Raw genomic sequence first — 25063 nt, forward strand, 5'->3', positions numbered from 1 at the left:
CAAACTTCGATCCAAAATAAGCACCTAAAATCATTGATAATCCCATAATTATACCGTATTCAAAATGAATCACATCTAAAAATAAAAAAGTAATTAAAGATACGATATTACTAACGAAATTCAAAAGTTTTCCAGATGCTGCCGCTTGAATAAAATCCAAACCAATTAATAAAAATGCAAAAATTAAAAAGGATCCTGTCCCTGGTCCAAAAAATCCATCATAAAATCCTATCATTAAAATAGCAAAGAAAAACATTAATGTTTTCCCTTTTGTCATCTTTTTATAGGTAGATGCACTTCCCCAATCTTTTTTTGCAATAATAAAAATAGCAATAAAAACCAACATTACGAGTACTAGTGGACGCAAAATATCAGGTGGAATAAACTTTACTACTAAAGCACCTGCGACTGCTCCAATAATAGTTAACGGGATTAACTTTCCTACAATCCGAAAATCCACCTTGCCTGATCGAATAAAATAAATTGTACTCGTAAGCGTCCCCATCGTTGCAGCTAATTTATTCGTTGCGATGGCCGAAGCTGGTGATAAACCAACAAACATAAGTGCAGGAAGCGAAATCAACCCTCCCCCTCCAACAACTGAATCAATAAAAGCCGCTAAAAATCCGAATGCAATTAATAAAATAATGACTTGAAAGCTTAGTTCATCCATAACTTTTCCCCTTACCCCTTTATTTATAACATTTTAAATTATAACAAAATTACTCAAGAAAAAAAGCTGTTCCATAAAGGAACAGCTCTCATCTTTAATCTAAAATTTTCACAAACGGTTCATCTTGCTTCGCTTCACGTATAATAATTGCTTCTGGACTTTCTACAGATTTAATTGTTACTTGTACTTTCATATAATTCGGGAAGTATTCCATAACAAGTCCAGCTACATATTGTGTAAAACCAATGACTTCCGCTTTTCCATTGAATTGGACAGGAATATCGAGCTTCATTTCTTTTAATTCATCATCTCTATACATTCCAGTACCGATAACAGCTGTATAATCGCCTTGGAAATACTCACTTAACTTCGCTTTAAAGTTTGACACCCTTGCAAGGTCTTCACGTTTATTATCCGCTTTTGCTTGTTCAGATGGGAACAAATAATATTTCTCATTGATTGCTTTCCAATCCTCAACCGTTTCACTACCTTTTTCTACCTTGGCATAAGAAACAAAATTCCCTGGCACAAGTGAAGACTTTGGACCTTGACGATAAATTGCAAATGTTATTGGAACATTTTTTGTGCTAGCGTCTTTTTGATGCATGACTTTCAAGATTTCTTGTGCCATTCTTTTCCCTTCAGCTAACATTTTTTCATCCGGGATTGCAGCCTCACGCGGATATCCATGCTCTTCCTCATAATATTGAACAGAATTCATCGCTAATCCAATTACAATGCCACCACGTTCAACATCGTTCTCACCTTTTTGTACGTAGTAATCATGCTCTAAAACATTTGAGATATACATTGGATTTTTTTTATTTTTCACTTCTAGTGACTCTGAACCTTCACTTAAGGCTGGATTCAGTCCGATATTCGGAAATTTAACTGCATCCTTTTTCAACTTATCCTCTAGCTCTTTTTGTTCAGCGTCTGTACGCTTTCTTTTTACAAGCATTTGTATAGTTTGAGCATCTAGAGATTTTCCGCCTCTAAAGAAATAATCTTTCGTACTAAATGATTCTTTGGCAATGCGCATTAGTCCCGTTTCAAATTCATCTACATCTAGACGACTATTTAAACCTTGTACAACTAAGCCACGTGCCTCACCTGGATTAAACGGAACCGTTGTCTTATAATATTCATCCGAAATCGAGTATTTCGGAATAACAGCTTGTTCTTTCGCTTTCCCCGATTTCTCAACTGTTTTTTCATCTTTATTGGAACCCATGCTACACCCACTTACAAGTAGGCTAAGACTTAATACCGCTAACGCTATTTTTTTCATCGTAAGTTTGCACCTCTTACTTATTCAGCTCTTGTAAGAACCTCTCTTCATTCCAAACCTCAACATTGTGCTTCTCTGCTTGCGCTAATTTCGAACCAGCAGCTTCACCAGCAACAACTAAATCCGTACTTTTACTAACACTTCCTGTTACTTTTCCACCTAATGCCTCAATCTTCTTCTTCGCTTCACTGCGACCCATAACTTCTAATTTCCCTGTTAAGACGACAGTTTTTCCTGCGAAGTAAGATTCAACATTTTGTAAATCAGCAATTTTTATACCTTTGTATGCCATGTTCACGCCATACTCTTTAAATTGTTGTAATAGCTCTAATACGTCTTCATTATCGAAATACGTTACAACGGATTGAGCCATTTTTTCACCAATCTCGTTAATTGTTTTTAGTTCTTCTTCCGTCGCTTTCACAAGCTCATCCATCGTTTCGAAATGCTCAGCAAATGTACGCGCGGCTTTCGCACCGACATGACGAATACCAAGACCGAATAATAATCGCTCTAATGAGTTGTCCTTAGAATTCTCAATTGCTTGGACTAAATTTGTTGCTGATTTTTCACCGAAACGTTCTAGCTCTAGTAATTGCTCTTTCGTCAATGAATATAAATCAGCAAACGTACGAATATAATCTGCATCAAAGAGTTGTGTAATTACACGTTCGCCAAGTCCATCAATATTCATTGCATTTCTTGAAACGAAATGAATTAATCCTTCACGAATTTGAGCTGGACAAGTCGGATTTATACATCGAAGTGCTACTTCTTCTTCTAAACGAACAAGTTCACTCTCACATGCTGGACAATGCGTTGGCATATGATATTCTTCTTCCTCACCAGTACGCTTATCAAAAATAACGTTCACAACTTCAGGAATGATATCTCCAGCCTTTTTCACAACAACATAGTCACCAATTCGAATATCCTTTTCACGAATTAAATCTTCGTTATGTAAAGAAGCACGACGAACGATAGTACCAGCCACTCTCACTGGCTCGAGCTCTGCAGTTGGTGTTACAACCCCTGTGCGGCCGACACTTAATTCAATCCCTGTTAATCTTGTCACAACTTCTTCAGCCGGGAATTTATAAGCTATTGCCCATCTTGGGCTCTTTGCTGTAGTTCCTAAGCTTTCTTGAAGAGCAACATCGTCTACTTTTATAACGATTCCGTCAATCTCATAATCAAGATGCGGGCGTTTTTCTTGCCACTCTTCTACATAGCCTATTACGTCTTCAATTGTTTCACATGTACGACGATTTGGATTCGTCTTAAATCCAAGCTCGCCTAAGAAATCCAGTGATTCACTGTGGGATGGAATTGTTTTTTCTTCTACATTAGCAAGACCATACACAAACATAGATAAGTTACGCTTCGCTGCAATTTTCGGATCAAGTTGACGTATCGATCCTGCTGCCGCATTACGTGGATTCGCAAATACATCTTCACCATTTTGCTCTTTTTCCTCATTTAATTTAACGAATGAACGCTTCGGCATATAAGCCTCGCCTCGCGCTTCTAACGTTACTTCTTCATTTAATCGAAGTGGAATTGCTTTAATCGTTTTCAAGTTTTGGGTAATGTCTTCACCCGTTACACCATCACCACGTGTTGCACCTTGAATAAAGCGTCCTTTTTCATAATGAAGTGAAACAGCAAGTCCGTCAATTTTTAACTCGCATATATATCTTACATTCGCATCATCAATTCCTTGACGTACTCTTCGGTCAAAATCACGCAAATCACCTTCATTAAATGCGTTACCTAAACTTAACATCGGTGATTTATGCGTTACCTTTTCAAATATATCAAGTACAGCTCCCCCAACTCGAATAGAGGGGGAGTCTTCCGTTACAAATTCAGGGTTCTCTACTTCTAATTTCATAAGCTCCTGCATATTACGGTCATATTCCGCATCAGAAACAGAAGGATTGTCTAATACGTGATATTGATAGTTAAATGTATTTAACAAATCACGCAGTTCTTCTATACGTTTTTTTGTTACCTCTTTTGACATATCCTCATTCCTTTCCTATTGTTTCGTCACAGGTGCAAATTTTGCTAATAAACGTTTAATACCAATTGGGCTTGGGAACGCAATATCTAATTCTTTTGCATCACCTTCACCTTTAACACTTACAACTGTACCGACTCCCCACTTCTGGTGAGAAGCTTTATCGCCTATTGCCCAGCCAATTTGCTCGCCACCTGTCGTCTTAACAGCCGGACGTACGAAAGCTGAACGAGAACGTGTTGTAGTTGCGCTTGTCGTTCTTCCTTTTGCACCAAACGAAGTTTCACGCTTCGGCGCTGTTTCATTTAATGGTTCTACTAACTCTGCCGGAATTTCTGTAATAAATCGAGATGCTGCATTCATACTTGTTCTACCAAATAAAGTACGCATTTGCGCATTCGATAAATATAACTCTTCTTCTGCACGAGTAATACCTACATAAGCAAGACGACGCTCTTCTTGCATTTCATCTTCTTCCATAAGAGAACGAGTATGCGGGAATATCCCTTCCTCTAAGCCAACAATAAAGACAACTGGGAACTCTAATCCTTTTGCTGAGTGCATCGTCATTAAAATAACTTCCTCACCAGCAGTTGGATCTTCATCTACACGATCAATATCAGCAACAAGTGCTAAATCTGTTAAGAATGCAACAAGGCTCTTATCTTCGCTTTGAGATTCAAATGTTTGTGTAACAGATAAAAACTCGTCTAAGTTTTCTAAACGACCTTCTGCTTCTAAAGAACGCTCATTTTTCAACATATCGCGATAGCCTGTCTTTTCAATAACTTCTTCTACTAATTCTGTAACAGATAAATACTCTTGCATATTTACCCAGTTGTGTAATAAACTTGCGAATTCTTTTACTGCTTTTGTTATTTTTGCACTTACACCAACATGCTCAATCTCATCAAATACTGCAGTTAATGAAATTCCGTTTTGCACACCATAATTAATAATTTTATCGATAGAAGTAGCACCAATCCCGCGCTTCGGCATGTTAATAATACGCGCAAAACTAATCTCATCATCTGGATTCCCAATTAAACGTAAGTACGCCAAAATGTCTTTAATCTCTTTACGATCGTAGAACTTAGTACCGCCGACAATTTTGTAAGGGATATTAGATTTCAGGAAAATCTCCTCGACCATACGAGACTGGGCATTCGTACGATATAATACTGCAAAATCGGTATATTTTCGTTTCCCCATTTGAATATCATCACGGATTTTTTTCGCAACAAAATACGCTTCGTCCTTTTCGGTTGCAGCACGATAATACGAAATTTTGCTCCCAATTTGATTGTCTGTCCATAATTTCTTCGGTTTACGGTTTGAATTCTTTTCAATTACAGCATTAGCTGCATTTAAAATATTTTGTGATGAACGATAGTTTTGTTCTAACAGAATAACTTGTGCATTCTCATAGTCTTTTTCGAATGACAAAATGTTAGAAATATCAGCACCACGCCAGCGGTAAATAGACTGATCTGAGTCACCTACAACGCAAAGATTTTTAAAACGCGCTGCCAAATGTTTAACAAGAAGGTACTGGGCTTTGTTCGTATCTTGATACTCATCAACATGAATATATTGGAATTTGCGTTGATAAAACTCTAGCACTTCTGGAACGCGCTCAAATAGCTGAATCGTTGTCATAATTAAATCATCAAAGTCTAATGAGTTATTTTTCAAAAGACGTTTTTGATATTCTGTATATACATCGCTCGTTAATTTTTCATATGGATCAGCGATTGTAATTTTTTTTGCATATTTATCTGCAGATAACAGTTCATTTTTCGCATTACTAATACCCGCTAAAATAGAGCGCGGCTCAAACTTTTTCGGGTCAATATTGCGCTCTTTCATAATTTTTTTTACTACAGTTAACTGATCACCTGCATCTAAAATCGTAAAGTTACGATTAATCCCAATGCGGTCAATATCACGTCGTAAAATACGTACACACATAGAGTGGAACGTAGAAATCCAAATATCTTCTGCCTCTGGTCCAACAAGTTTATCAATACGCTCACGCATTTCACGAGCAGCTTTATTTGTAAAAGTAATTGCTAGTACATTCCATGGTGCCACACCTTTTTCACCAAGTAAATACGCAATACGGTGTGTTAACACACGTGTTTTCCCACTACCTGCACCTGCCATTAATAGAAGTGGTCCATTTGTTGTTTGTACTGCTTTTTGTTGCTGTGGATTTAAACCATTTAATAACCTATCTGTCATACGCCTGCACCTACTCTCCTTTTACTGCTTTAACTGTTTTTAATGCCGATTTTATATCATCATATATAACATTTCCAACAACTACTGTATCAGCATACTGTGCCATTTCTTTCGCTTGTTCTGCATTAGAAATACCACCGCCATAATATAGCTTAGCTTGTTTCAATTCTGCTTTTACGTTTTTAACAAGTTCAATATCTCCATACGTCCCGCTATATTCTAAATAAAATATAGGTAAATGTAATAGCTTGTCTGCTAAACGTGCATATGCAATAACATCATCTTCTGTTAAATCACATTTTGCATCTGTAAGCTGGGCTACTTTCGCTTCTGGATTTAAAACACAATACCCTTCCATGAAAATTTCGTCCCAGTCCATAATATCCCCAAATTCTTTCAATGCCTCATGATGAACACCTGTTACCCATTCTACTTTTCGGCTATTTAAAACACTTGGGATGTAATAAAAATCAAATCCCGGTGTAATTGCTTCCAAATCAGAAACCTCTAACACACAAGGAACTGCATATCTACGAATGCTAACTAGCATGTGTAATACGTTATCAATTGTCACTCCATCACTTCCGCCTACAATAACAGCATCCGTTCCAGATTCACAAATCATTTCTAAATGTTCGTCACTTAACTCCTTATTTGGATCAAGCTTAAATACATGTTTCCATTTGGAAATATCGTACATGAAAACACCCTTTCTTTTCTCTATTTATATATACCTCTGTTCAAAATAACAGTTTATTTTTGTCAGGATTTTTTTAACTTCATCTTAAATATTTGTTTAAAGCGGAGAATTAAGTTTGGAATTCCCTCTTCCATATTCTTTCAAACGGGAGGATTTAATTTTGAACTTCCTTTTACGCATTCTTTCATTATAACAAAAAAAGCTACTTACACACACGCCCAATCCAACATCTTTTTTAACGTCAAATGTTGGATTACATATCACCAAAATCACATGGGATACTAATAAAAGAAATAGTATTTGCTATTTCAAAGTTCATCAAAAAGGAGTGTTTTTCAAATGAAGCAAAACATCGGTACAATCAATGCTCTAATTCGAATTACACTCGGCCTTATCCTCTTCGGTTGTAGTACAGCTAAACTCGTACGCAAACCGTGGTGCACTTGGTCTAAAGTTTTACTATGGTTTGGTGCAATGAAAATTGCAGAGGGGATTGTTCGTTTCTGCCCTATTGCTGAAGTATGTAAATTTGGAAAATTCATGAGTATGGGCGCAGTTAAAATGCCTAGCATGAATTTTGCTGAAAAAGGACATGCTAAAAAAGAAGTTACTCAAACTTCCAATCATGACAAACCACAGTCAAATGGAAGTTATGACGCTTCTGACAAAGAGATTGAGTCAGCGATTGAAGATATAATCCTGGCAAAACCGCTTTGAATCATTTGTCACGATGCAAGATGCTCTCAAAGGGACTTAGCTGCTGCAGTGGGCGGTTAAGTCTTCTTTATTTTACCATAAAACAGAACGTATATTCTTGTTTTTTCGCCCCTAAAACGTACATAAAAGATATCAATAAATAAGATTCTGAAAATTAGGTTTAAACCCCTTGCTTAAAATGATATAAAAGTGATATCATTTTTATATCAGGGAGGCGATTATATGAAAGAAAAACAAGTTTTTTATGTAAATGGTTTTCTCGGCGTTATTGGAATTTTAGTTTTAGCCGCTATCGGTGTATTTTGCCTTGTACAAGAAATGTTTGTAATAGCTATTTTAGTTCTCATATTAGCATCTGTTTTAGCTACAGGTATCGGTATCGTTCAACCGAATCAAGCGAAAGTCATTACGTTCTTCGGTAATTATTTAGGAACAATTCGTCAAAACGGTTTATTTTTAACAATTCCATTCGCATTCCGTCAAACTGTATCGTTACGTGTTGAAAACTTTAATAGTAAGAAATTAAAAGTAAACGATGTTGAAGGAAATCCAATTGAAATTGCAGCCGTTATCGTATATAAAGTTGTTGATTCTGCAAAAGCAATGTTTGGTGTTGAGCATTACGATCGATTTGTAGAAATCCAAAGCGAAACAGCAATCCGCCACGTTGCAACAAAATATCCTTATGATAATTTCCAAGATGAAACTTGTATCACGCTACGAGGAAATACTGAAGAAATCTCTGAAGAATTAAAGCGCGAGTTAGAAGAACGTCTTGAAATCGCTGGCGTGGAAGTATTAGAAACTCGTTTAACACATTTGGCTTACGCAACAGAAATTGCCCATGCAATGCTTCAACGTCAACAAGCAAAAGCAGTATTAGCTGCTAGAAAAGAGATTGTTGAAGGTGCTGTGAAGATGGCGAAAGATTCAATCCATATGTTAGACGAAGAAGGCGTACTGGAACTCGATGATGAGCGTAAAGCAAATATGGTAAACAACTTATTAGTTGCCATCGTGTCAGATAAAGGTGCGCAACCAGTTATTAATACAGGAAGCCTATACTAAAAGGTTGTAAATAATTATGGCTAAAAAGAAAAGCTTTCCATTACGTATTGATCCTGAATTACACGCAGTCATCGAAAAATGGGCGAATGATGAGTTTCGTAGCGTCAATGCACACATCGAGTATTTACTTCGAGAAATGGCAAAGCAAAAAGGGAAACTAAAAAAAGATAAAGATGCATGAACAAACAGCCCACTGAATTTTCAGCGGGCTGTTTTTATACACTTACTAATATTTTCTATACAAAGCAAGTCATCAATAAACTTGCATAACGCCGCTGTTCTCGCACTATCTTTCCGATAAATAAAATAAGTCGGAATAAACCTGTTTTCATGTACTAACGGTGTATGAATAAGTTCTTTATGGCCATCAAATTGCTCTGCTACTTCATGTGGTAACATAGACACCCCAAGTCCAGCTTTTACGCATCCAATAATACCGTCTAAAGAATTTAATTCCATTATTTTTTTTGGAACAATCCCTTCAGATAGTAACCATTCTTCTAAAACTTTTCTATAAAAACAACCTGATTGAAAAACGATAAAAGACTGCGACTCCGAACATCCGTTATCCCACAAAACATTCCGCTTTGAAAGTAACATCATTTCCTCTTGAAATACTTCTATCTTTTCTAAAGCTGGATCATCTATACAATCAGCTACAAATGCCCCCTCTATTTCATATAAAAGTACCTTCTTCGTTAATTCTTCCGTATTGTGCGTTTGCAACATAATTTCCACTTCTGGATAGCGCATATGATAATTAGCTAAAATCGTAGGCAATCTAACAGCTGCTGCTGTTTCCATCGCTCCAATTTTCAATACTCCTCCAGGCTCCGCTACATGTTTCACTTGCCTTTTTGATTCATTTAATAATTGAATCATTTTTTCAGCGTATGTTAACAACTTTTCTCCGGCTGGTGTTAATGTAACTCCATCTCGATGCCTATAAAATAATTGTGTTTCATATTCAGCTTCTAGCCGTTTTATTTTTGCTGTTATGTTTGATTGAACAAAATTCAACCGAATAGCTGCTCTTGAAATACTTTTCTCCTGCGCGACCATATAAAAAGCTACAAAATCTTGTAAGTTCATTCGTTCATCTCCCTTCGTTCATATCATTAATTTTGATATTACATATAAAAAATCAGTATTTTACGCCCCATATATATTCCTCTATCATATATATTAGAAGATATTTCAAGAAGGGAGATTATATGAACGAGACAAAAACATGGAAAATGATTATAGCTGGGATATGTTCTTTAATAGCTGTCATGGGTATTAGTCGGTTCGCCTACACACCGATTATTTCTTTTATGGAAAAGCAAGCCCATATAGAAGATGACCTCGCTGGATATTTAGCGTCCAGTAATTATCTTGGTTATTTACTTGGGGCATTCTTTATTGGATTCATTACGATAAAAAATCGTGAAAAAATATTACACCACTGTTTATTCTTCAATGTTCTTTCAACTCTTTGTATGGGCTTAACCTCTTATATCTTTTTATGGTTTCCCCTTCGCTTTATCGGTGGTTTCACAAGTGCAATTGTATTTGTTCTTGCCTCTAGTATTGTTTTAGATTATTTATTTCAAAGTAATAAAGTCATGCTAGGTGGCATGATTTATAGCGGTGTTGGAATTGGCATTATTTTCTCTGGAAGTTTCGCACCTTTATTCAACTCAATTTGGAATTGGCAAGGTGCATGGATTGGGTTAGGACTTATTAGTTTTAGTTTAGCTATCCTTGTATGGAAATGGTTAAGAGAGGACAGTAGACATACTATACAGCAACCCAAAAGTACTATACAAGCTACATCACATAGAAAAAACTATTTATTTTGGCTTATTTTAGCTTACGGATTCGAAGGGTTTGGCTATATCATTACAGGGACCTTCCTTGTCACCATTGTAGAAAGAATTACACTATCACCCTTCTATGCATCTTGTAGCTGGATTATTGTCGGTATTGCTGTCATCCCATCTAGTTACCTTTGGTCCACTGTTACTCGGAAGTACGGGCCAACACGAGCTCTTACATCCGCCTATATGTTACAAATTATAAGTGTACTTTCTCCACTCCTTATTCCAAACCTTTTTGGGGCATTTCTAAGTGCATTCCTTCTAGGTGCTACATTCGTCGGAATTACAATTTTAACAACTACAGAAGCAAAACGAATAAGACCGAATGAAAGTAATAAAATCATTGGTTATACGACAGGTGTTTATGGGATTGGCCAAATTATCGGTCCAATCTTTACAGGTATTATTGCGAAGCAAATGCAAAGTTTTTCCCTCCCACTCCTTGTCGCTGCTCTTACGTTAATCATCTCAATACTACTATTATTAATTGGAGAAATAAGATGTAAGCAGGTAGAGAAAAAGTGTATATAGATACAAATAGTTTATAATCTCTTGAAAAGATTCAACGTACTATACTCTATTTCCTATAAAAAAAGAAGCTAACATATGTTAGCTTCGCGTAATCTCATGCCCAATCGTACGATATCCTATATCACTACGATAAAATAAGCCATCGCTCTCAATCTTTGCGATTTCTTTATACACTCTATCTTTCGCTTCTTGTAAGTCTTTCGCTTTATAAGCAATAAATAGTACACGGCCACCATTTGTTACAAAATCCCCATGCTTCATCGCTGTACCTGAATGAAAGACAATAGCATCTTCTAAACGATCTAATCCGTTAATAATTTCACCTTTTTTATACGCTTCTGGATAACCTTTCGAAGCAAGTACAACACCAATAACTGCTTCCTTTGACCATTCTAACGTTAATTCACTTTCATCTAATACAGCGTTACATACATCAACTAAATCATTTTCTAAGCGAGGTAATACAACTTCTGTTTCAGGGTCACCAAAGCGTGCATTGAACTCAATTACCTTTGGACCATCATTCGTTAAAATAAGTCCCGCATATAAAATCCCTGTAAACGAACGATCTTCTTGGATCATCGCTTTAGCAGTTGGATGTAATACTGTTTGAATCGCTTCTTGAACTGCTGATTCCGGAATTTGTGGTACTGGAGAATATGCGCCCATTCCGCCTGTATTTGGACCTTTATCGCCATCAAAAGCTCGTTTATGATCTTGAGCAATTACCATTGGATGCACAGTTGTTCCATTGACAAATGCCATTAATGAAAATTCTTGCCCATCTAAAAATTCTTCAATAACGACCTTCTTACTTGCTTTGCCAAATTTCACATCTTGTAGCATTTCTTTCACAGCTTGTAATGCCTCTTCAAGCGTCATTGCTACCGTTACACCTTTGCCAGCAGCTAACCCATCTGCCTTAATTACGATCGGTGCACCAACTTTTTGAATGTACTTTACTGCCTCTTCATAGTCTGTAAAAGTTTCATATGCCGCAGTTGGAATATTATATTTTTTCATCAATTCTTTCGTAAAAGCTTTACTACCTTCAATAACAGCAGCCGCTTTATTAGGCCCAAATACACGAAGTCCCTCTTCCTTAAAGCAATCAACGATTCCGTTCATAAGTGGAATTTCTGGTCCAACGAAAGTTAAGCCTACATTATTTTCTTTTGCAAATAAGACTAGTGCATCAAAATCATTCTCATCAATATCAATTGGTATTGCAACATCTCGCATACCTTCATTCCCTGGCGCTACATATACTTTTTCTACCTTTTCAGATTGTGCAAACTTCCAAGCTAAAGCATGCTCACGCCCACCACGGCCGATTACTAAAACATTCATATTTCATCCCCCAATAATTAAATAAGTACAAACTAGAAGCTATGCTCCTAGTTTGCTTTTTCATATCAATAGAAGTTTAAAAGGGAGGATCAAGAGAACCGAGCAGGTCGAGGCGCATTCGCCAGGAGGACACGGAGTGTAGTTTTCCTACATGAGTACCGCACTGGCAATGCAACGACGACATGCGACAGTTATCTTGACCGGACCTTTTAAACATCCTCTATTAATGTTTGAAATGACGTACGCCAGTGAACACCATAGCAATCCCATACTTATCTGCCACTTTAATAGAATCCTCATCACGGATCGATCCGCCTGGTTGGATAATTGCTGTAATACCAGCTTTTGCTGCTTCTTCTACTGTATCTGGCATTGGGAAGAAAGCATCAGATGCAAGTGCGCTACCTTGTGCTTTTTCGCCAGCTTGTGTAATTGCGATTTTTGCAGAACCGACACGGTTCATCTGTCCCGCACCTACACCAACTGTCATGTTATCATTCGTTAAAACAATTGCATTTGATTTCACATGTTTTACAACTTTCCAAGCTAGTTTTAAATCTTTCCACTCTTGCTCTGATGGTTCACGTTTCGTTGGAATTGAAATTGCACTTTCATCTAATGATAACGTATCTTCCTCTTGAACAAGAAGACCACCTTGTACAGAAGTTAGTTTTTTGCTTGCACTTGTCGCTTTTTCAATATTTACAGTTAGTAAGCGTAAGTTCTTCTTGCTTTGCAACACTTCTAAAGCTTCTTGCGAGAACGAAGGAGCGATAACAATCTCTAAGAAAATTTCATGTAACTTTTCAGCTGTAGCTTTATCAATTTCACGATTCGCTGCAATAATACCGCCGAAGATTGATACTGGATCAGCTTCATAAGCACGTGTGTATGCTTCATGAATATCAGTTCCTACTCCAACACCACATGGATTCATATGTTTTACCGCTACTACTGCCGGTTCTGTAAATTCTTTCACGATGCTAAGCGCTGCATCCGCATCGTTGATATTGTTATAAGATAATTCTTTACCGTGTAATTGTTCTGCGTATGCAACAGAAGAAGTTGCTGCGAATGGCGCTTTATAGAACGTTGCTTTTTGATGCGGATTTTCGCCATAGCGTAAATCTTGTTTTTTCTCGAATGTCACCGTTAATGTTTCTGGGCTTTCTTCGCCCATTTGCTCTGTTAAGTAGTTAGAAATTAACGCATCATATGCCGCTGTATGGCGGAATACTTTCGCTGCTAATTTTCGTTTCGTTTCTTCTTTTACTTCACCGTTCTCTTTTAGTTCTGCTAATACAACATCATAATCTACTGGATCTACAATTACTGATACAAATTTATGATTTTTCGCAGCAGAGCGAATCATTGTTGGGCCACCGATATCAATATTTTCAATTGCATCAGCAAATGTTACATCAGGCTTAGCGATTGTTTCTTTAAACGGATATAAGTTTACAACAACAAAATCAATTGCTTGAATGCCTAGTTCATTCATTTGCGCTACATGCGTTTCATTATCACGAACCGCTAATAGACCACCATGAATATTTGGATGTAATGTTTTTACACGGCCATCCATAATTTCTGGGAAACCTGTTACTTCAGAAATACCAATTACTTGTAAGCCGTTCTCTTCTAGTAATTTTTTCGTACCACCTGTTGAAATAACTTCGATCCCTTGTTCTAGTAAACCTTTAACAAATTCTACTACTCCTGTTTTATCTGAAACACTTACTAATGCACGCTTTTTCATTTATCCTTCACCCCTGGTTGTATGTTAGTTAACAGTTGTTTCTTTCGCAGACTGAACAATTTGATTCACTGTATTTACGTATAATTTATGTTCAACTTGTTGAATTTTCTTTTGTAAGCTTTCTCTCATATCCCCTTCAGAAACAACTACTGCTTCTTGTGCAATAATTGGACCTGTATCCATACCTGCATCTACATAATGAATTGTTACTCCAGTTACTTTTACACCTGCTTCTAACGCTTGACCGACAGCATCTTTACCCGGAAAACTAGGTAGCAGTGATGGGTGAATATTAATAATCTTCCCGCCGTATGCTTCTAGTAAAGTCGGCCCAATTAAACGCATATATCCAGCTAAAATAACATAATCAATTTCATACTCTTCTAGCCTCTTTAATATTTCTTTTTCAAATGCTTCTTTTGATTCATATGCTTTCGCTGAAAAGGCGAAACACGGAATATGATGATAATGTGCCCGTCCAATAACGCGTGCCTCTGGTTTATCACATACTAATAAACTAATATCTGCACCCAATCTTTTTTCTTCTACTGCATTAATGAGAGATTGAAAGTTAGATCCGCTTCCAGAAGCAAAAACTGCTAATCTACTCATAGTTCTGTGCCCCCGTTAAAGGTAACACCAGTACCTTGTACAGTACGTCCAATAATACGAGCTGTTTCTCCTTGCTCTTCAAGAAGACGAACAATATCTTTTGCCTCTTCTTCCTTCACCGCTACTACCATACCAACACCCATGTTAAAAATATTGAACATTTCTTTCTCTTCTAGTTTCCCAACTTCTTGAAGTAAACTGAAAATCGGCTGAATTTCCCAAGATCCTAGTTCAATTTCTGCACCGATTCCTTCTGGCAACATACGTGGAATATTTTCAATAAAGCCTCCACCTGTAATATGTGCCATACCGTATACTTCATGTTTCTTCAATAGTTCTAAAATAGGTTTGACATAAATTTTCGTTGGTTTTAATAATTCTTCACCAAGAGGTAGTTCTAAGCGTCCATAAATACGATCTAAAGATAGTTCTCCATCTTCTAGTAATACTTTTCGTACTAAAGAATAACCGTTACTATGAATACCGCTAGATGCTAAGCCAATTAATACGTGACCAGCTTCAATTTTTTCACCTGTTACAATTTTCTTTTTATCAACAATTCCAACTGTAAAACCAGCTAAATCGTATTCTTCCGTAGAATACATTCCTGGCATTTCAGCTGTTTCTCCACCAATTAATGCACAACCAGCTTGGCGACAGCCCTCTGATATACCTTTGACGATGTTTTCAATTTTACTAGGTTCAGCTTTACCACAAGCAATATAATCAAGGAAGAAAAGCGGCTCTGCTCCTTGGACAACAATATCGTTTACGCACATTGCTACTGCATCAATACCAATTGTGTCATGTTTATCTGCCATAAAAGCGAGCATCAATTTCGTTCCCACGCCATCTGTTCCAGATACTAATACAGGTTCTTCTAATGCAAATTTTGATAGATCAAACATACCTCCAAAACCGCCTAAACCACCTAGTACTTCTTTTCTCATTGTTGTTTGTACGTGTTTTTTCATGCGAGATACCGCTTCATATCCAGCTTCAATATCTACTCCTGCTTGCTTATATGCATTCGCCATCGTTATTTACACCTCGTCTTTTAATTTCTCCCCATCCAGGGCGGCCGTTTTAAGAAAGAAGCTAGCTTCTACATCAAAAGAAGTAGAAGCTTTTTTCTTCTTATTTCATGCTTTCTAAAAGCTCTTGCTCATAATCATAAAGAGCTGTCGGATAGTCCCCATTAAAGTAAGCCATACATAGGCCGCCATATTTCCCTTCATACGGACGTCCAATTGCATCTACCAATCCATCTTCGCTTAAAAATGTTAGTGAATCTGCACCGATCATTTCACGGATTTCTTCTACTGTATTATTTGCTGCAATTAATTCTTTTCTCGTTTGAATATCAATGCCATAGAAGCATGGATACTTAAGAGGTGGTGAAGCGATTCTTACATGAACTTCTGTCGCTCCAGCCTCGCGAAGCATACGAACAATTCGCTTACTTGTCGTTCCTCTTACGATAGAATCGTCAATCATAACAACTCGTTTTCCTTCAACTACACCTCTTACTGCTGAAAGCTTCATCTTAACCCCTTGCTCTCGCAGTTCTTGAGAAGGTTGAATAAACGTACGTCCAACGTAACGATTTTTAATTAGTCCTAACTCATATGGAATGCCTGTCGCCTCCGCATAACCAATTGCTGCCGAAATACTAGAGTCTGGTACACCAGTAACAACATCAGCTTCAATAGGAGCTTCCGCCGCTAAACGTTTCCCCATATTTTTACGTGCTGCATGAACATTAACGCCAGCAATATTAGAATCAGGGCGTGCAAAGTAAATGTATTCCATACTACAAATTGCATGTTCTACATCATTTGTGAAACGATCTACGTGAATTCCTTCATCATTAATGATAATTAATTCACCAGGTTCTACATCACGAATGTGTGTTGCACCTACTACATCAAAAGCACATGTTTCTGATGCTACAACGTAAGCATCCCCCATCTTTCCAATTGAAAGAGGACGGAATCCATTCGGATCTAGCGCAACGATCATTTCATTTCCAGTTAGTAAAAGATATGCAAACGCACCTTTCACTTTATTTAGGGCCTCTTTTACACTTTCAATTAAAGAATCTTTTGTACTACGTTTAATAAGATGTAAAAGTACCTCTGTATCTGAACTTGTTTGAAAAATACTTCCCTCTGCCTCTAATTCACGACGAAGCATTTTTGCGTTAATTAAATTTCCGTTATGAGCTAGTGCCATACTGTGATCAGAAAAACGGAATAATAATGGTTGAACGTTAGCAACTTCACTTCCGCCAGCTGTCGCATATCGTACGTGTCCAATTGCTGATTTTCCGTTTAAGCCTTCTAGCTCACCTCTTGAAAACACTTCTGATATTAAACCTAACCCCTTGTGACCGATGATTTTTTCCCCATTATTTACAACAATGCCTGCGCCCTCTTGCCCACGGTGCTGTAAACTGTGCAATCCGTAGTACGAAACTTGTGCTGCATTTTCATGCCCCCAAATTCCAAAAACGCCACATTCTTCATTTAACCCCTTTATTTCAGCAAGCATGGGATTGCCCCTTTCCAAGCCTTTCTCATTTCATCTACATTTGCTGTAAGTAATACTTCATTTTCTTCATTATGAATTGTTACTTCATTTGTATTTGTCACTTCTCCAACTTGAATTGCTTCTACCACTTTCTCAAACGCTTCTTTATTTTCACGTTTTACAGTTATAACGAAGCGAGACTGTGATTCCGCAAATAATACTGCTGTTGCTTCTCCGTCTAATTTCACAGTAGCACCTAAACCGTTAGCACCAATTGCACTTTCTGAAATTGCAACTGCTAAACCACCTTCAGCAACATCATGTGCAGATTGAACAAGGCCAGCTTGAATTGCTTCTAGTACTTGTTTTTGGCGTTTTAATTCTACATCTAGATCGATACTTGGTGATTGACCGAAAATTTTACCGTGAATCATTTTCTGTAATTCACTTCCGCCAAACTCAGCTTTCGTCTCTCCAATTACATAAACTAAATCGCCAGCTTGTTTAAATTCTTGTGTTGTTACGTGTTTTAAATCATGTACAAGACCGACCATCCCAACAGTTGGTGTTGGATATACAGCTTCGCCACTACGTTCGTTATACATTGATACATTTCCGCCAATAACTGGCGTTTGTAATGTGCGACAAGCTTCACTCATACCGTCTACTGATTTCTCAATTTGCCAGAAGATCTCTGGTTTCTCTGGGTTACCAAAGTTTAAGCAATCTGTAATTGCAAGTGGCTCCCCGCCAGAACATACGATATTACGTGCTGCCTCTGCTACTGCAATTTTACCGCCCATTTCTGGATCTAGATAAATGTAACGAGAATTACAATCCGTCGTCATCGCTAATCCTTTTTCTGTACCGCGTACACGTACAACCGCTGCATCTGAACCTGGTGTAACAACTGTGCTTGTGCGTACTTGATAATCATATTGATCATATACCCACTCTTTACTTGCAATCGTCGGTTGTTGTAGTAAAGCGAATAACGTTTCTTTATAATCTTCTACTTTTGGTGTTTCCATTTTCATCTGCTGGAACTCAGCAAAGTATGCTGCTTCTTTTGATGGTTTGTAATAAATTGGCGCTTCTTCTGCAAGAGCATCTGCTGGAACTTCAGCTACCTTCACACCTTTATGGAATAAACGAAGCATTTTGTCTTCTGTTACTTTCCCCATCGTAACCGCTGCAAGACCATACTTCTCAAATAAATCTACTATTTCTTGCTCTCTACCTTTTTTCACAACAATTAACATACGCTCTTGTGATTCAGATAGCATCATTTCATATGGTGTCATTCCTGTTTCACGCTGTGGTACATCATCTAAGTACATTTCAATACCCATTCCTGCTTTACTTGCCATTTCTGCAGAAGATGATGTTAAACCAGCTGCACCCATATCTTGAATTCCAACAAGTGCATCAGATTGAATCAATTCTAAACATGCTTCGATAAGAAGCTTCTCCATAAATGGATCTCCTACTTGAACTGCTGGACGCTTCGCTTCTGAACTTTCAGATAGCTCTTCAGATGCGAATGTTGCACCGTGAATACCATCACGACCAGTTGATGCTCCTACGTACATTACTGTATTGCCAGCACCGTGCGCTTGACCTTTTTTAATATCTTCGTGGTTAATTAAACCTACGCACATTGCATTTACAAGTGGATTTCCTTCGTAACATGGATCAAATTGTACTTCTCCGCCAACAGTAGGAATACCGATACAGTTACCGTATCCTGCTATTCCTGCTACTACTTCTTCGAATAAATATTTCACACGTGGTGATTGTAATTCACCGAAACGAAGTGAGTTTAATAGAGCTACTGGACGTGCTCCCATAGAGAATACGTCACGAATAATACCACCAACGCCTGTTGCTGCGCCTTGATATGGTTCAATAGCTGAAGGGTGATTATGACTTTCCATTTTAAATACAACCGCTTGATTATCACCGATATCTACAATTCCAGCGCCTTCCCCAGGTCCTTGCAGAACGCGCTCACCTGTCGTTGGGAACTTGCGAAGAACTGGCTTTGAATTTTTATAACTACAATGTTCAGACCACATTACAGAGAATAATCCTGTTTCTGTATAATTTGGCAGACGTCCTAAAATCTTTTCAACCATGGCAAACTCTTCGTCTGTTAGCCCCATTTCCGCATATATGCGCTCTTCTTTAATTTGTGTTGGATTTGGTTCAAGCATTAACGACATATGTTTCCCTCCACTGTTTTAAGATAGATTGAAAGACTTTTAACCCTTCAGCACCGCCAAGTAGTTCATCTACAGCACGCTCTGGATGTGGCATCATACCAAGAACATTTCCTTTTTCATTTACAATACCAGCAATATCTGAAACGCTTCCATTCGGATTTTCCACGTAACGGAATGCAATTTGATTATTCTCTTCTAATCTTTTAAGAGTTTCTTCATCACAATAGTAATTCCCCTCACCATGTGCAATTGGAATATTGATTACTTCATCTTTTTCATATTGTGATGTAAACATAGTTTCATTATTTTCAACACGTAACTGAACCGTACGGCACATAAACTTTAAGTTTTCGTTTCTCATTAATGCTCCTGGTAGTAATCCTGATTCAACAAGAATCTGGAATCCATTACACACTCCTAAAATTGGCTTTCCTTGCTCAGCAGCTTTTTGCACTGCTTTCATTGCGTTAGCAAAGCGAGAAATAGCACCACAACGTAAATAGTCACCGTAAGAGAATCCACCTGGTAGTAAAATTGCATCATATTCATCTAAATTCTCTCTATCGTGCCAAACGTAATCTACTTCTTCACCAAGCTCATCTTTAATTGCATGGAACATATCGACATCACAGTTCGAACCTGGGAATACTATGACTGCAAATTTCACTGTGCGACAACCTCCTCAACTTCATAACGGAAGTCTTCCATTACAACGTTTGTTAATAGTTTTTCACACATTTCTTTTACCTTTGCGTCAAGGTCAGATACTGATTTATCAATTGTTAATTCCATATATTTTCCGATTCGAACGTCTTGTACTTCTGTGAACGAAAGACTATGAAGTGCCCCTTTTACCGCTGTTCCTTGTGGATCTAATACGCTTTCTCTTAACGTTACATATACCTTAACTTTATACATGTGAAATTCCCCCTAAACGTTTTAAAATCTCTTCATAAGCTTCTGTTAAATTTCCAAGGTCACGACGGAATACGTCTTTATCAAATTTTTCATTGCTCGTTTCATCCCATAAACGGCAAGTATCTGGTGAAATTTCATCCGCTAAAATGATTTCTCCTTCATCTGTTACACCAAACTCTAATTTAAAATCTACTAATCTTACACGACAGCTTGCGAAATGATCAATCAACACTTGATTGATTTGTAGAGCCATATCTCGTAATACGCTTACTTGCTCTGGTGATGCAACGTTTAATACACGAATATGATCTTCCGTTACAAGCGGATCTCCTAAATCATCATCTTTGAAGTAAAATTCTACGATTGGTTCTGCAAGTACAGTTCCCTCTTCCATTCCTAAACGTTTTGAAAGGCTTCCTGCAATTACATTTCTTGTGACAACTTCTAGGGGAATAATACTCACTTTTTTAACAAGTTGCTCTGTTTCAGATAACTTCTCAACAAAATGTGTTTTAATTCCTACTTCTTGTAACTTTCTGAACAATAAAGTTGTAATCTCATTGTTCAAACGACCTTTTCCTGTAATCGTCTCTTTTTTCTCCCCATTGAAAGCAGTCGCACTATCTTTGTACTCTACCCAAACCATATCTGCTGATTCTGTACGATAAATTCTTTTTGCCTTACCTTCATACAGCAATTCTAGCTTTTGCATTTCGCAAGCCCCCTGTAGTTTGAAAAATGTGAATAATATTTTTATAAAGAATGGCACAGAATGACTCTATTCTGTGCCATATGAAATTTTACGCTTCGTTTAATCCAAGGCGTTCAAAGATTGTATCAACGTGTTGCATATGATGTTCATAATTAAAGCATTCGTTAATTTCTTCTTGCGTTAACTTACTTGTAATACGCTCATCAGCTTCTACAAGCTCTTTAAATTGTACTTGTGTTTCCCAAGCTTCCATTGCTTTAGGCTGTACGATATCATAAGCTTCTTCACGCACCAGACCTTTGTCAATTAGTGTAAGCATTACGCGCTGAGAGTAAATTAAGCCGTATGTTCTTGTCATATTGCGTTTCATATTCTCTGGGAATACAGTTAAGTTTTTAACGATATTACCAAAACGATTTAACATGTAATTTAACGCGATTGTAGCATCTGGTAAAATTACGCGTTCTGCAGAAGAGTGAGAGATATCACGCTCATGCCATAACGGAACATTCTCGTAAGCTGTCATCATATAACCGCGGATAACACGAGCTAAACCAGTCATATTTTCAGATCCAATTGGATTACGTTTATGTGGCATTGCAGAAGAACCTTTTTGACCTTTTGCGAAAGCCTCTTCAACTTCACGTGTTTCACTCTTTTGTAAACCACGGATCTCAACTGCCATCTTTTCAATAGATGTTGCGATTAGTGCAAGTGTTGACATGTAATGTGCATGGCGATCACGTTGTAATGTTTGTGTAGAAATTGGTGCTGCTTCTAATCCTAAGTTTTCACAAACATATTTTTCTACGAATGGATCAATATTCGCGTATGTACCAACCGCACCAGATAATTTACCAACGCGAACTGTATTAGCAGCTTGTTTGAAACGCTCTACGTTACGTTTCATTTCTTCATACCAAAGACCAAGTTTTAAACCAAATGTTGTTGGCTCTGCATGAACACCGTGTGTTCTTCCCATCATGATCGTGTATTTATGCTCTTTCGCTTTATTAGCTAAAATGCTAACAAAGTTTTCTAAGTCTTTTAACAAGATTTCATTTGCTTGTTTTAAGATGTAAGATAAAGCTGTATCTACTACGTCTGTAGATGTTAAACCATAATGAACCCATTTGCGTTCTTCACCTAATGTTGGTGTTTCTGATACAGCACGAGTGAATGCAACTACATCGTGACGTGTCTCTTTTTCAATTTCATAAATACGATCGATATCAAATGATGCATGCTCACGAATTTTTTTAACATCTTCTTTTGGAATATCGCCAAGCTCAGCCCATGCTTCACAAGCTAAAATCTCAACTTCTAACCACGCTTTAAATTTGTTCTCTTCCGTCCAAATCGCACCCATCTCAGGGCGTGTATAACGATTAATCATCTTTTTCCCTCCAACAGTTGTTCTTGATGGTCCCAAATATGCAAACTCTTCGCTTTTTCTAGAGCGACTTCAATATTATCATTTAAAATATTAACATGCCCCATTTTTCGCTGCGCTTTTGCTTCTTCTTTTCCATACAAGTGTAAATAGCACCCGGTTAATCTATTCACTTGTCCTAGGACCCCTTCTATATGTTCGCCTAAAATGTTAACCATGACAACTGGTTTTAACAAATTTGTTTCTCCAAGAGGTAAATTACAGATTGCTCGAATATGTTGACCAAATTGACTCGTTTCACATGCATCCTGTGTATAGTGCCCTGAATTGTGAGGTCTTGGTGCTAATTCATTAATGTAAATCTCACCGTCAGCTGTAGCAAACATCTCTACCGCTAGTGTTCCCACAAGTTTTAATTCATCCGCAAGTACCTTTGCGTAAGCAATTGCTTTTTGAGAAAGCTCTTCTGTAATGCGAGCTGGTACGATGGATTCATGCAAAATGTTATTTACATGAATATTTTCCGCTACCGGAAATACTTTCGTTTCACCACTTACACTACGAATTACAATAACTGATACTTCTTTTTCAAAAGGTACCCATTTCTCTAAAATACACTCTGCTGCATTCGCAAGGTTTCGCGCTTTATCAACGTCAGCTTCACTTCTTAAAACAACTTGCCCTTTCCCATCATATCCACCTGTCGTTGTTTTTAAGACGGAAGGGAATGATAACTCAGCTATTGCTTCAGTAAGCTGCTCTTGAGTTTGAACCAATCTATACGTTGCTACTGGTAGTCCCGCTTTTTCAATTGCATTCTTTTCGGTAAAACGATTTTGCGTTTTACTTAACAACTGACTGCCTTGCGGTAAGTAAGCATGTTTTTCAAGCCATTGTAAACATCTATAATCAATATTCTCAAATTCATATGTGACAACATCACTGATCTCTGCTAAATGCTGAATTGCTTTTAAATCGTCATATGATGCAACAATTTCAATATCAGCAACTTGTGCACATGGTGAGTTTTTTGTAGGATCTAAAACAGCAATTTTATATCCCATCTCCTTAGCTGCCAACGCCATCATTCTTCCTAGCTGGCCGCCTCCAATAATACCGATTGTTTTTCCAGGTAAAATGATTCTCGTCATACTAACTCACTACCTTCGCGCACATCTTTTTCAATTGCTTCTCTTCTCAATTCTAATGCATCATGTATGTCATCATGGAATGATCCAAGTATTTGTGCAGCAAGTAAACCAGCATTGGTTGAACCAGCCTTACCAATTGCAACAGTTGCAACTGGAACCCCTCCTGGCATTTGGACGATGGATAATAATGAATCTAAGCCGTTTAACGCTTTTGATTGAACTGGAACTCCGATTACAGGAAGATTCGTCTTCGCTGCAACCATTCCTGGTAAATGTGCTGCCCCGCCAGCTCCAGCAATAATAACTTTCAATCCACGTTCACGAGCCGTCTCTGCATATTCAAACATATAATCCGGAGTCCGATGAGCGGATACAACTTTTTTCTCATACGGTATATTTAATTCATCTAAAATGTCACAAGCATATTTCATTGTTTCCCAGTCTGACGTACTTCCCATTATGACTCCAACTAGTGATTTCATATTAGAATCCCCCCGATTCAAATAAAAAAAGCCTGAAATAGAACAGTTTCTCTTTTACTATGAGAGAAAGCGCTCTACTCAGGCATACGTATCCCTTGTGAATAGAAAAATACCGAGTGACTTTCCCTCATAGTCTAACGAATAACGGTCGTTAGGTAGAGACTTGCAGGCCATATCCCCGCGATTATATGAGGTCTTATATATTATTGTTTCTATGGCTATATTAACAATATTTCATAAACAATGTCAACAAATAATCGAATGTTTTTTTAACAGTCATCGATAACGTTCGTGTTTTAGTTATATTCAAAAGGAGAATTGCAACTATATGCAAGAAGGAAAGGGAATTAGAATATATATTTCTAGAGATCTATTTTGTGTATAGTTGTTTATATAGTATTTCAATATGTTTTAATCAAAATATATACACTCTTGTGAACTTATATTGTAGCGATTTAATTTCTAAGGGGGAATAGTCATGAAAAAAATAACTGTGCTATTATCCTATTTATTTTTCTCTATCGCAGTAATTGCTGTAATTATTGAATACTTATTTATACCATCTCATTTTTTCTACGCTCATTATTTAAAATATATACTTCTCGTAGAAATAATGTTTCCTATCTTAGGTATTATTTTAGGGACATTCGGAAAATCAGGAATACAAAACATCATTGCCATTATTTTAAACAGTCTCTATTTCATTCTCTTTTCTTCTTTAGCGTTATTAAATATATGGATTATGACATTTGGTAAATAAAAATAAACATAAAAAAACCTAAGTCGAAACGACTTAGGTTTTTGCTTGGCGACGTCCTAC

Annotated in this window: 23 protein-coding genes and 1 riboswitch; of the genes, 5 read left to right on the forward strand and 18 right to left on the reverse strand. The window is 37.3% G+C overall.

Going from position 1 to position 25063, the window contains the following annotated elements; all coding sequences use genetic code 11:
• The 5 genes from KI356_RS07350 to pcrB form a co-directional block, all read right to left on the reverse strand.
• Window positions 1–673: TSUP family transporter (locus KI356_RS07350; protein ID WP_212935134.1), on the reverse strand; the 673-nt coding region annotated here is incomplete at its 3' end.
• A 94-nt stretch (window positions 674–767) separates the two neighbouring features.
• A complete protein-coding gene (locus tag KI356_RS07355) occupies window positions 768–1964 on the reverse strand; it encodes a CamS family sex pheromone protein (RefSeq protein ID WP_128282702.1) in 1197 nt (398 codons plus the stop codon).
• Between the two features lie 16 nt (window positions 1965–1980).
• Window positions 1981–3990, reverse strand: a complete 2010-nt coding sequence (gene ligA / locus KI356_RS07360) for an NAD-dependent DNA ligase LigA (protein WP_212935135.1) — start codon at window positions 3988–3990, stop codon at window positions 1981–1983.
• A 15-nt stretch (window positions 3991–4005) separates the two neighbouring features.
• Window positions 4006–6231 (reverse strand): DNA helicase PcrA, encoded by a 2226-nt coding sequence (pcrA, locus tag KI356_RS07365; protein WP_212935136.1) that lies wholly within the window; start codon window positions 6229–6231, stop codon window positions 4006–4008.
• A 10-nt stretch (window positions 6232–6241) separates the two neighbouring features.
• Window positions 6242–6931 carry a heptaprenylglyceryl phosphate synthase gene (gene pcrB, locus KI356_RS07370; RefSeq protein ID WP_128282707.1) on the reverse strand — a complete coding sequence of 230 codons (690 nt, stop codon included), beginning with the start codon at window positions 6929–6931 and terminating at the stop codon, window positions 6242–6244.
• Window positions 6932–7270: 339 nt separating this feature from the next.
• Between pcrB and KI356_RS07375 the strand changes: the two genes are divergently transcribed.
• The 3 genes from KI356_RS07375 (at window position 7271) to KI356_RS07385 (ending at window position 8897) form a co-directional block, all read left to right on the forward strand.
• Window positions 7271–7648: a YgaP family membrane protein gene (locus KI356_RS07375; RefSeq protein WP_128282709.1), complete on the forward strand. Its 378-nt coding sequence runs from the start codon at window positions 7271–7273 to the stop codon at window positions 7646–7648.
• Between the two features lie 222 nt (window positions 7649–7870).
• Window positions 7871–8716, forward strand: coding sequence for an SPFH domain-containing protein (locus tag KI356_RS07380; RefSeq protein WP_128282710.1), 846 nt, complete (start codon window positions 7871–7873; stop codon window positions 8714–8716).
• A 16-nt stretch (window positions 8717–8732) separates the two neighbouring features.
• Window positions 8733–8897 carry a type II toxin-antitoxin system antitoxin gene (locus KI356_RS07385; protein ID WP_001085171.1) on the forward strand — a complete coding sequence of 55 codons (165 nt, stop codon included), beginning with the start codon at window positions 8733–8735 and terminating at the stop codon, window positions 8895–8897.
• A 20-nt stretch (window positions 8898–8917) separates the two neighbouring features.
• On the opposite strand, the gene KI356_RS07390 is transcribed toward KI356_RS07385, so the two are convergent.
• Window positions 8918–9808 carry a LysR family transcriptional regulator gene (locus tag KI356_RS07390; protein WP_128282711.1) on the reverse strand — a complete coding sequence of 297 codons (891 nt, stop codon included), beginning with the start codon at window positions 9806–9808 and terminating at the stop codon, window positions 8918–8920.
• A 122-nt stretch (window positions 9809–9930) separates the two neighbouring features.
• On the opposite strand from KI356_RS07390, the gene KI356_RS07395 reads away from it, so the two are divergent.
• Window positions 9931–11109 (forward strand): YbfB/YjiJ family MFS transporter, encoded by a 1179-nt coding sequence (locus KI356_RS07395; RefSeq protein WP_128282713.1) that lies wholly within the window; start codon window positions 9931–9933, stop codon window positions 11107–11109.
• Between the two features lie 78 nt (window positions 11110–11187).
• Here KI356_RS07395 and purD read toward each other — a convergent pair whose 3' ends face one another.
• From purD to purE, 12 genes are all read right to left on the reverse strand, one after another.
• Complete coding sequence (purD, locus tag KI356_RS07400) at window positions 11188–12459, reverse strand: phosphoribosylamine--glycine ligase (RefSeq protein WP_212935137.1); 1272 nt, start codon at window positions 12457–12459, stop codon at window positions 11188–11190.
• A 223-nt stretch (window positions 12460–12682) separates the two neighbouring features.
• Entirely contained in the window at window positions 12683–14218 is a 1536-nt protein-coding gene (gene purH / locus KI356_RS07405) for a bifunctional phosphoribosylaminoimidazolecarboxamide formyltransferase/IMP cyclohydrolase (protein WP_212935138.1), read from the reverse strand.
• Window positions 14219–14242: 24 nt separating this feature from the next.
• On the reverse strand, window positions 14243–14830 hold the full coding sequence (purN, locus tag KI356_RS07410; protein ID WP_212935139.1) for a phosphoribosylglycinamide formyltransferase: 588 nt from the start codon (window positions 14828–14830) through the stop codon (window positions 14243–14245).
• The gene (gene purM / locus KI356_RS07415; RefSeq protein ID WP_128282722.1) at window positions 14827–15867 is read right to left on the reverse strand and encodes a phosphoribosylformylglycinamidine cyclo-ligase; all 1041 of its coding nucleotides are present in this window, start codon (window positions 15865–15867) and stop codon (window positions 14827–14829) included. The genes purN and purM overlap by 4 nt, the downstream gene beginning before the upstream one ends.
• Window positions 15868–15967: 100 nt before the next feature.
• A complete protein-coding gene (gene purF, locus KI356_RS07420) occupies window positions 15968–17383 on the reverse strand; it encodes an amidophosphoribosyltransferase (protein WP_128282723.1) in 1416 nt (471 codons plus the stop codon).
• Window positions 17368–19587: a phosphoribosylformylglycinamidine synthase II gene (gene purL, locus KI356_RS07425; protein WP_002115583.1), complete on the reverse strand. Its 2220-nt coding sequence runs from the start codon at window positions 19585–19587 to the stop codon at window positions 17368–17370. Before purL ends, purF begins: the two co-directional genes overlap by 16 nt.
• Window positions 19571–20254, reverse strand: a complete 684-nt coding sequence (gene purQ, locus KI356_RS07430; protein WP_088094913.1) for a phosphoribosylformylglycinamidine synthase subunit PurQ — start codon at window positions 20252–20254, stop codon at window positions 19571–19573. Before purQ ends, purL begins: the two co-directional genes overlap by 17 nt.
• Entirely contained in the window at window positions 20251–20505 is a 255-nt protein-coding gene (gene purS, locus KI356_RS07435) for a phosphoribosylformylglycinamidine synthase subunit PurS (protein WP_000278821.1), read from the reverse strand. Before purS ends, purQ begins: the two co-directional genes overlap by 4 nt.
• On the reverse strand, window positions 20498–21217 hold the full coding sequence (gene purC / locus KI356_RS07440) for a phosphoribosylaminoimidazolesuccinocarboxamide synthase (RefSeq protein WP_001170543.1): 720 nt from the start codon (window positions 21215–21217) through the stop codon (window positions 20498–20500). The genes purS and purC overlap by 8 nt, the downstream gene beginning before the upstream one ends.
• An 88-nt stretch (window positions 21218–21305) precedes the next feature.
• Entirely contained in the window at window positions 21306–22613 is a 1308-nt protein-coding gene (gene purB / locus KI356_RS07445) for an adenylosuccinate lyase (protein ID WP_128282725.1), read from the reverse strand.
• Window positions 22610–23761 carry a 5-(carboxyamino)imidazole ribonucleotide synthase gene (purK, locus tag KI356_RS07450; RefSeq protein WP_212935140.1) on the reverse strand — a complete coding sequence of 384 codons (1152 nt, stop codon included), beginning with the start codon at window positions 23759–23761 and terminating at the stop codon, window positions 22610–22612. Before purK ends, purB begins: the two co-directional genes overlap by 4 nt.
• Window positions 23758–24243, reverse strand: coding sequence for a 5-(carboxyamino)imidazole ribonucleotide mutase (gene purE, locus KI356_RS07455; protein WP_000839367.1), 486 nt, complete (start codon window positions 24241–24243; stop codon window positions 23758–23760). The genes purK and purE overlap by 4 nt, the downstream gene beginning before the upstream one ends.
• Before the next feature lie 110 nt (window positions 24244–24353).
• A riboswitch (purine riboswitch) is annotated at window positions 24354–24455 on the reverse strand.
• A 266-nt stretch (window positions 24456–24721) separates the two neighbouring features.
• Between purE and KI356_RS07460 the strand changes: the two genes are divergently transcribed.
• On the forward strand, window positions 24722–25003 hold the full coding sequence (locus KI356_RS07460; protein ID WP_128282728.1) for a hypothetical protein: 282 nt from the start codon (window positions 24722–24724) through the stop codon (window positions 25001–25003).
• The last annotated feature ends 60 nt before the right edge of the window (window positions 25004–25063 follow it).

This window comes from Bacillus hominis (genome assembly GCF_018332515.1).
GTDB classification, from domain to species: domain Bacteria; phylum Bacillota; class Bacilli; order Bacillales; family Bacillaceae_G; genus Bacillus_A; species Bacillus_A hominis.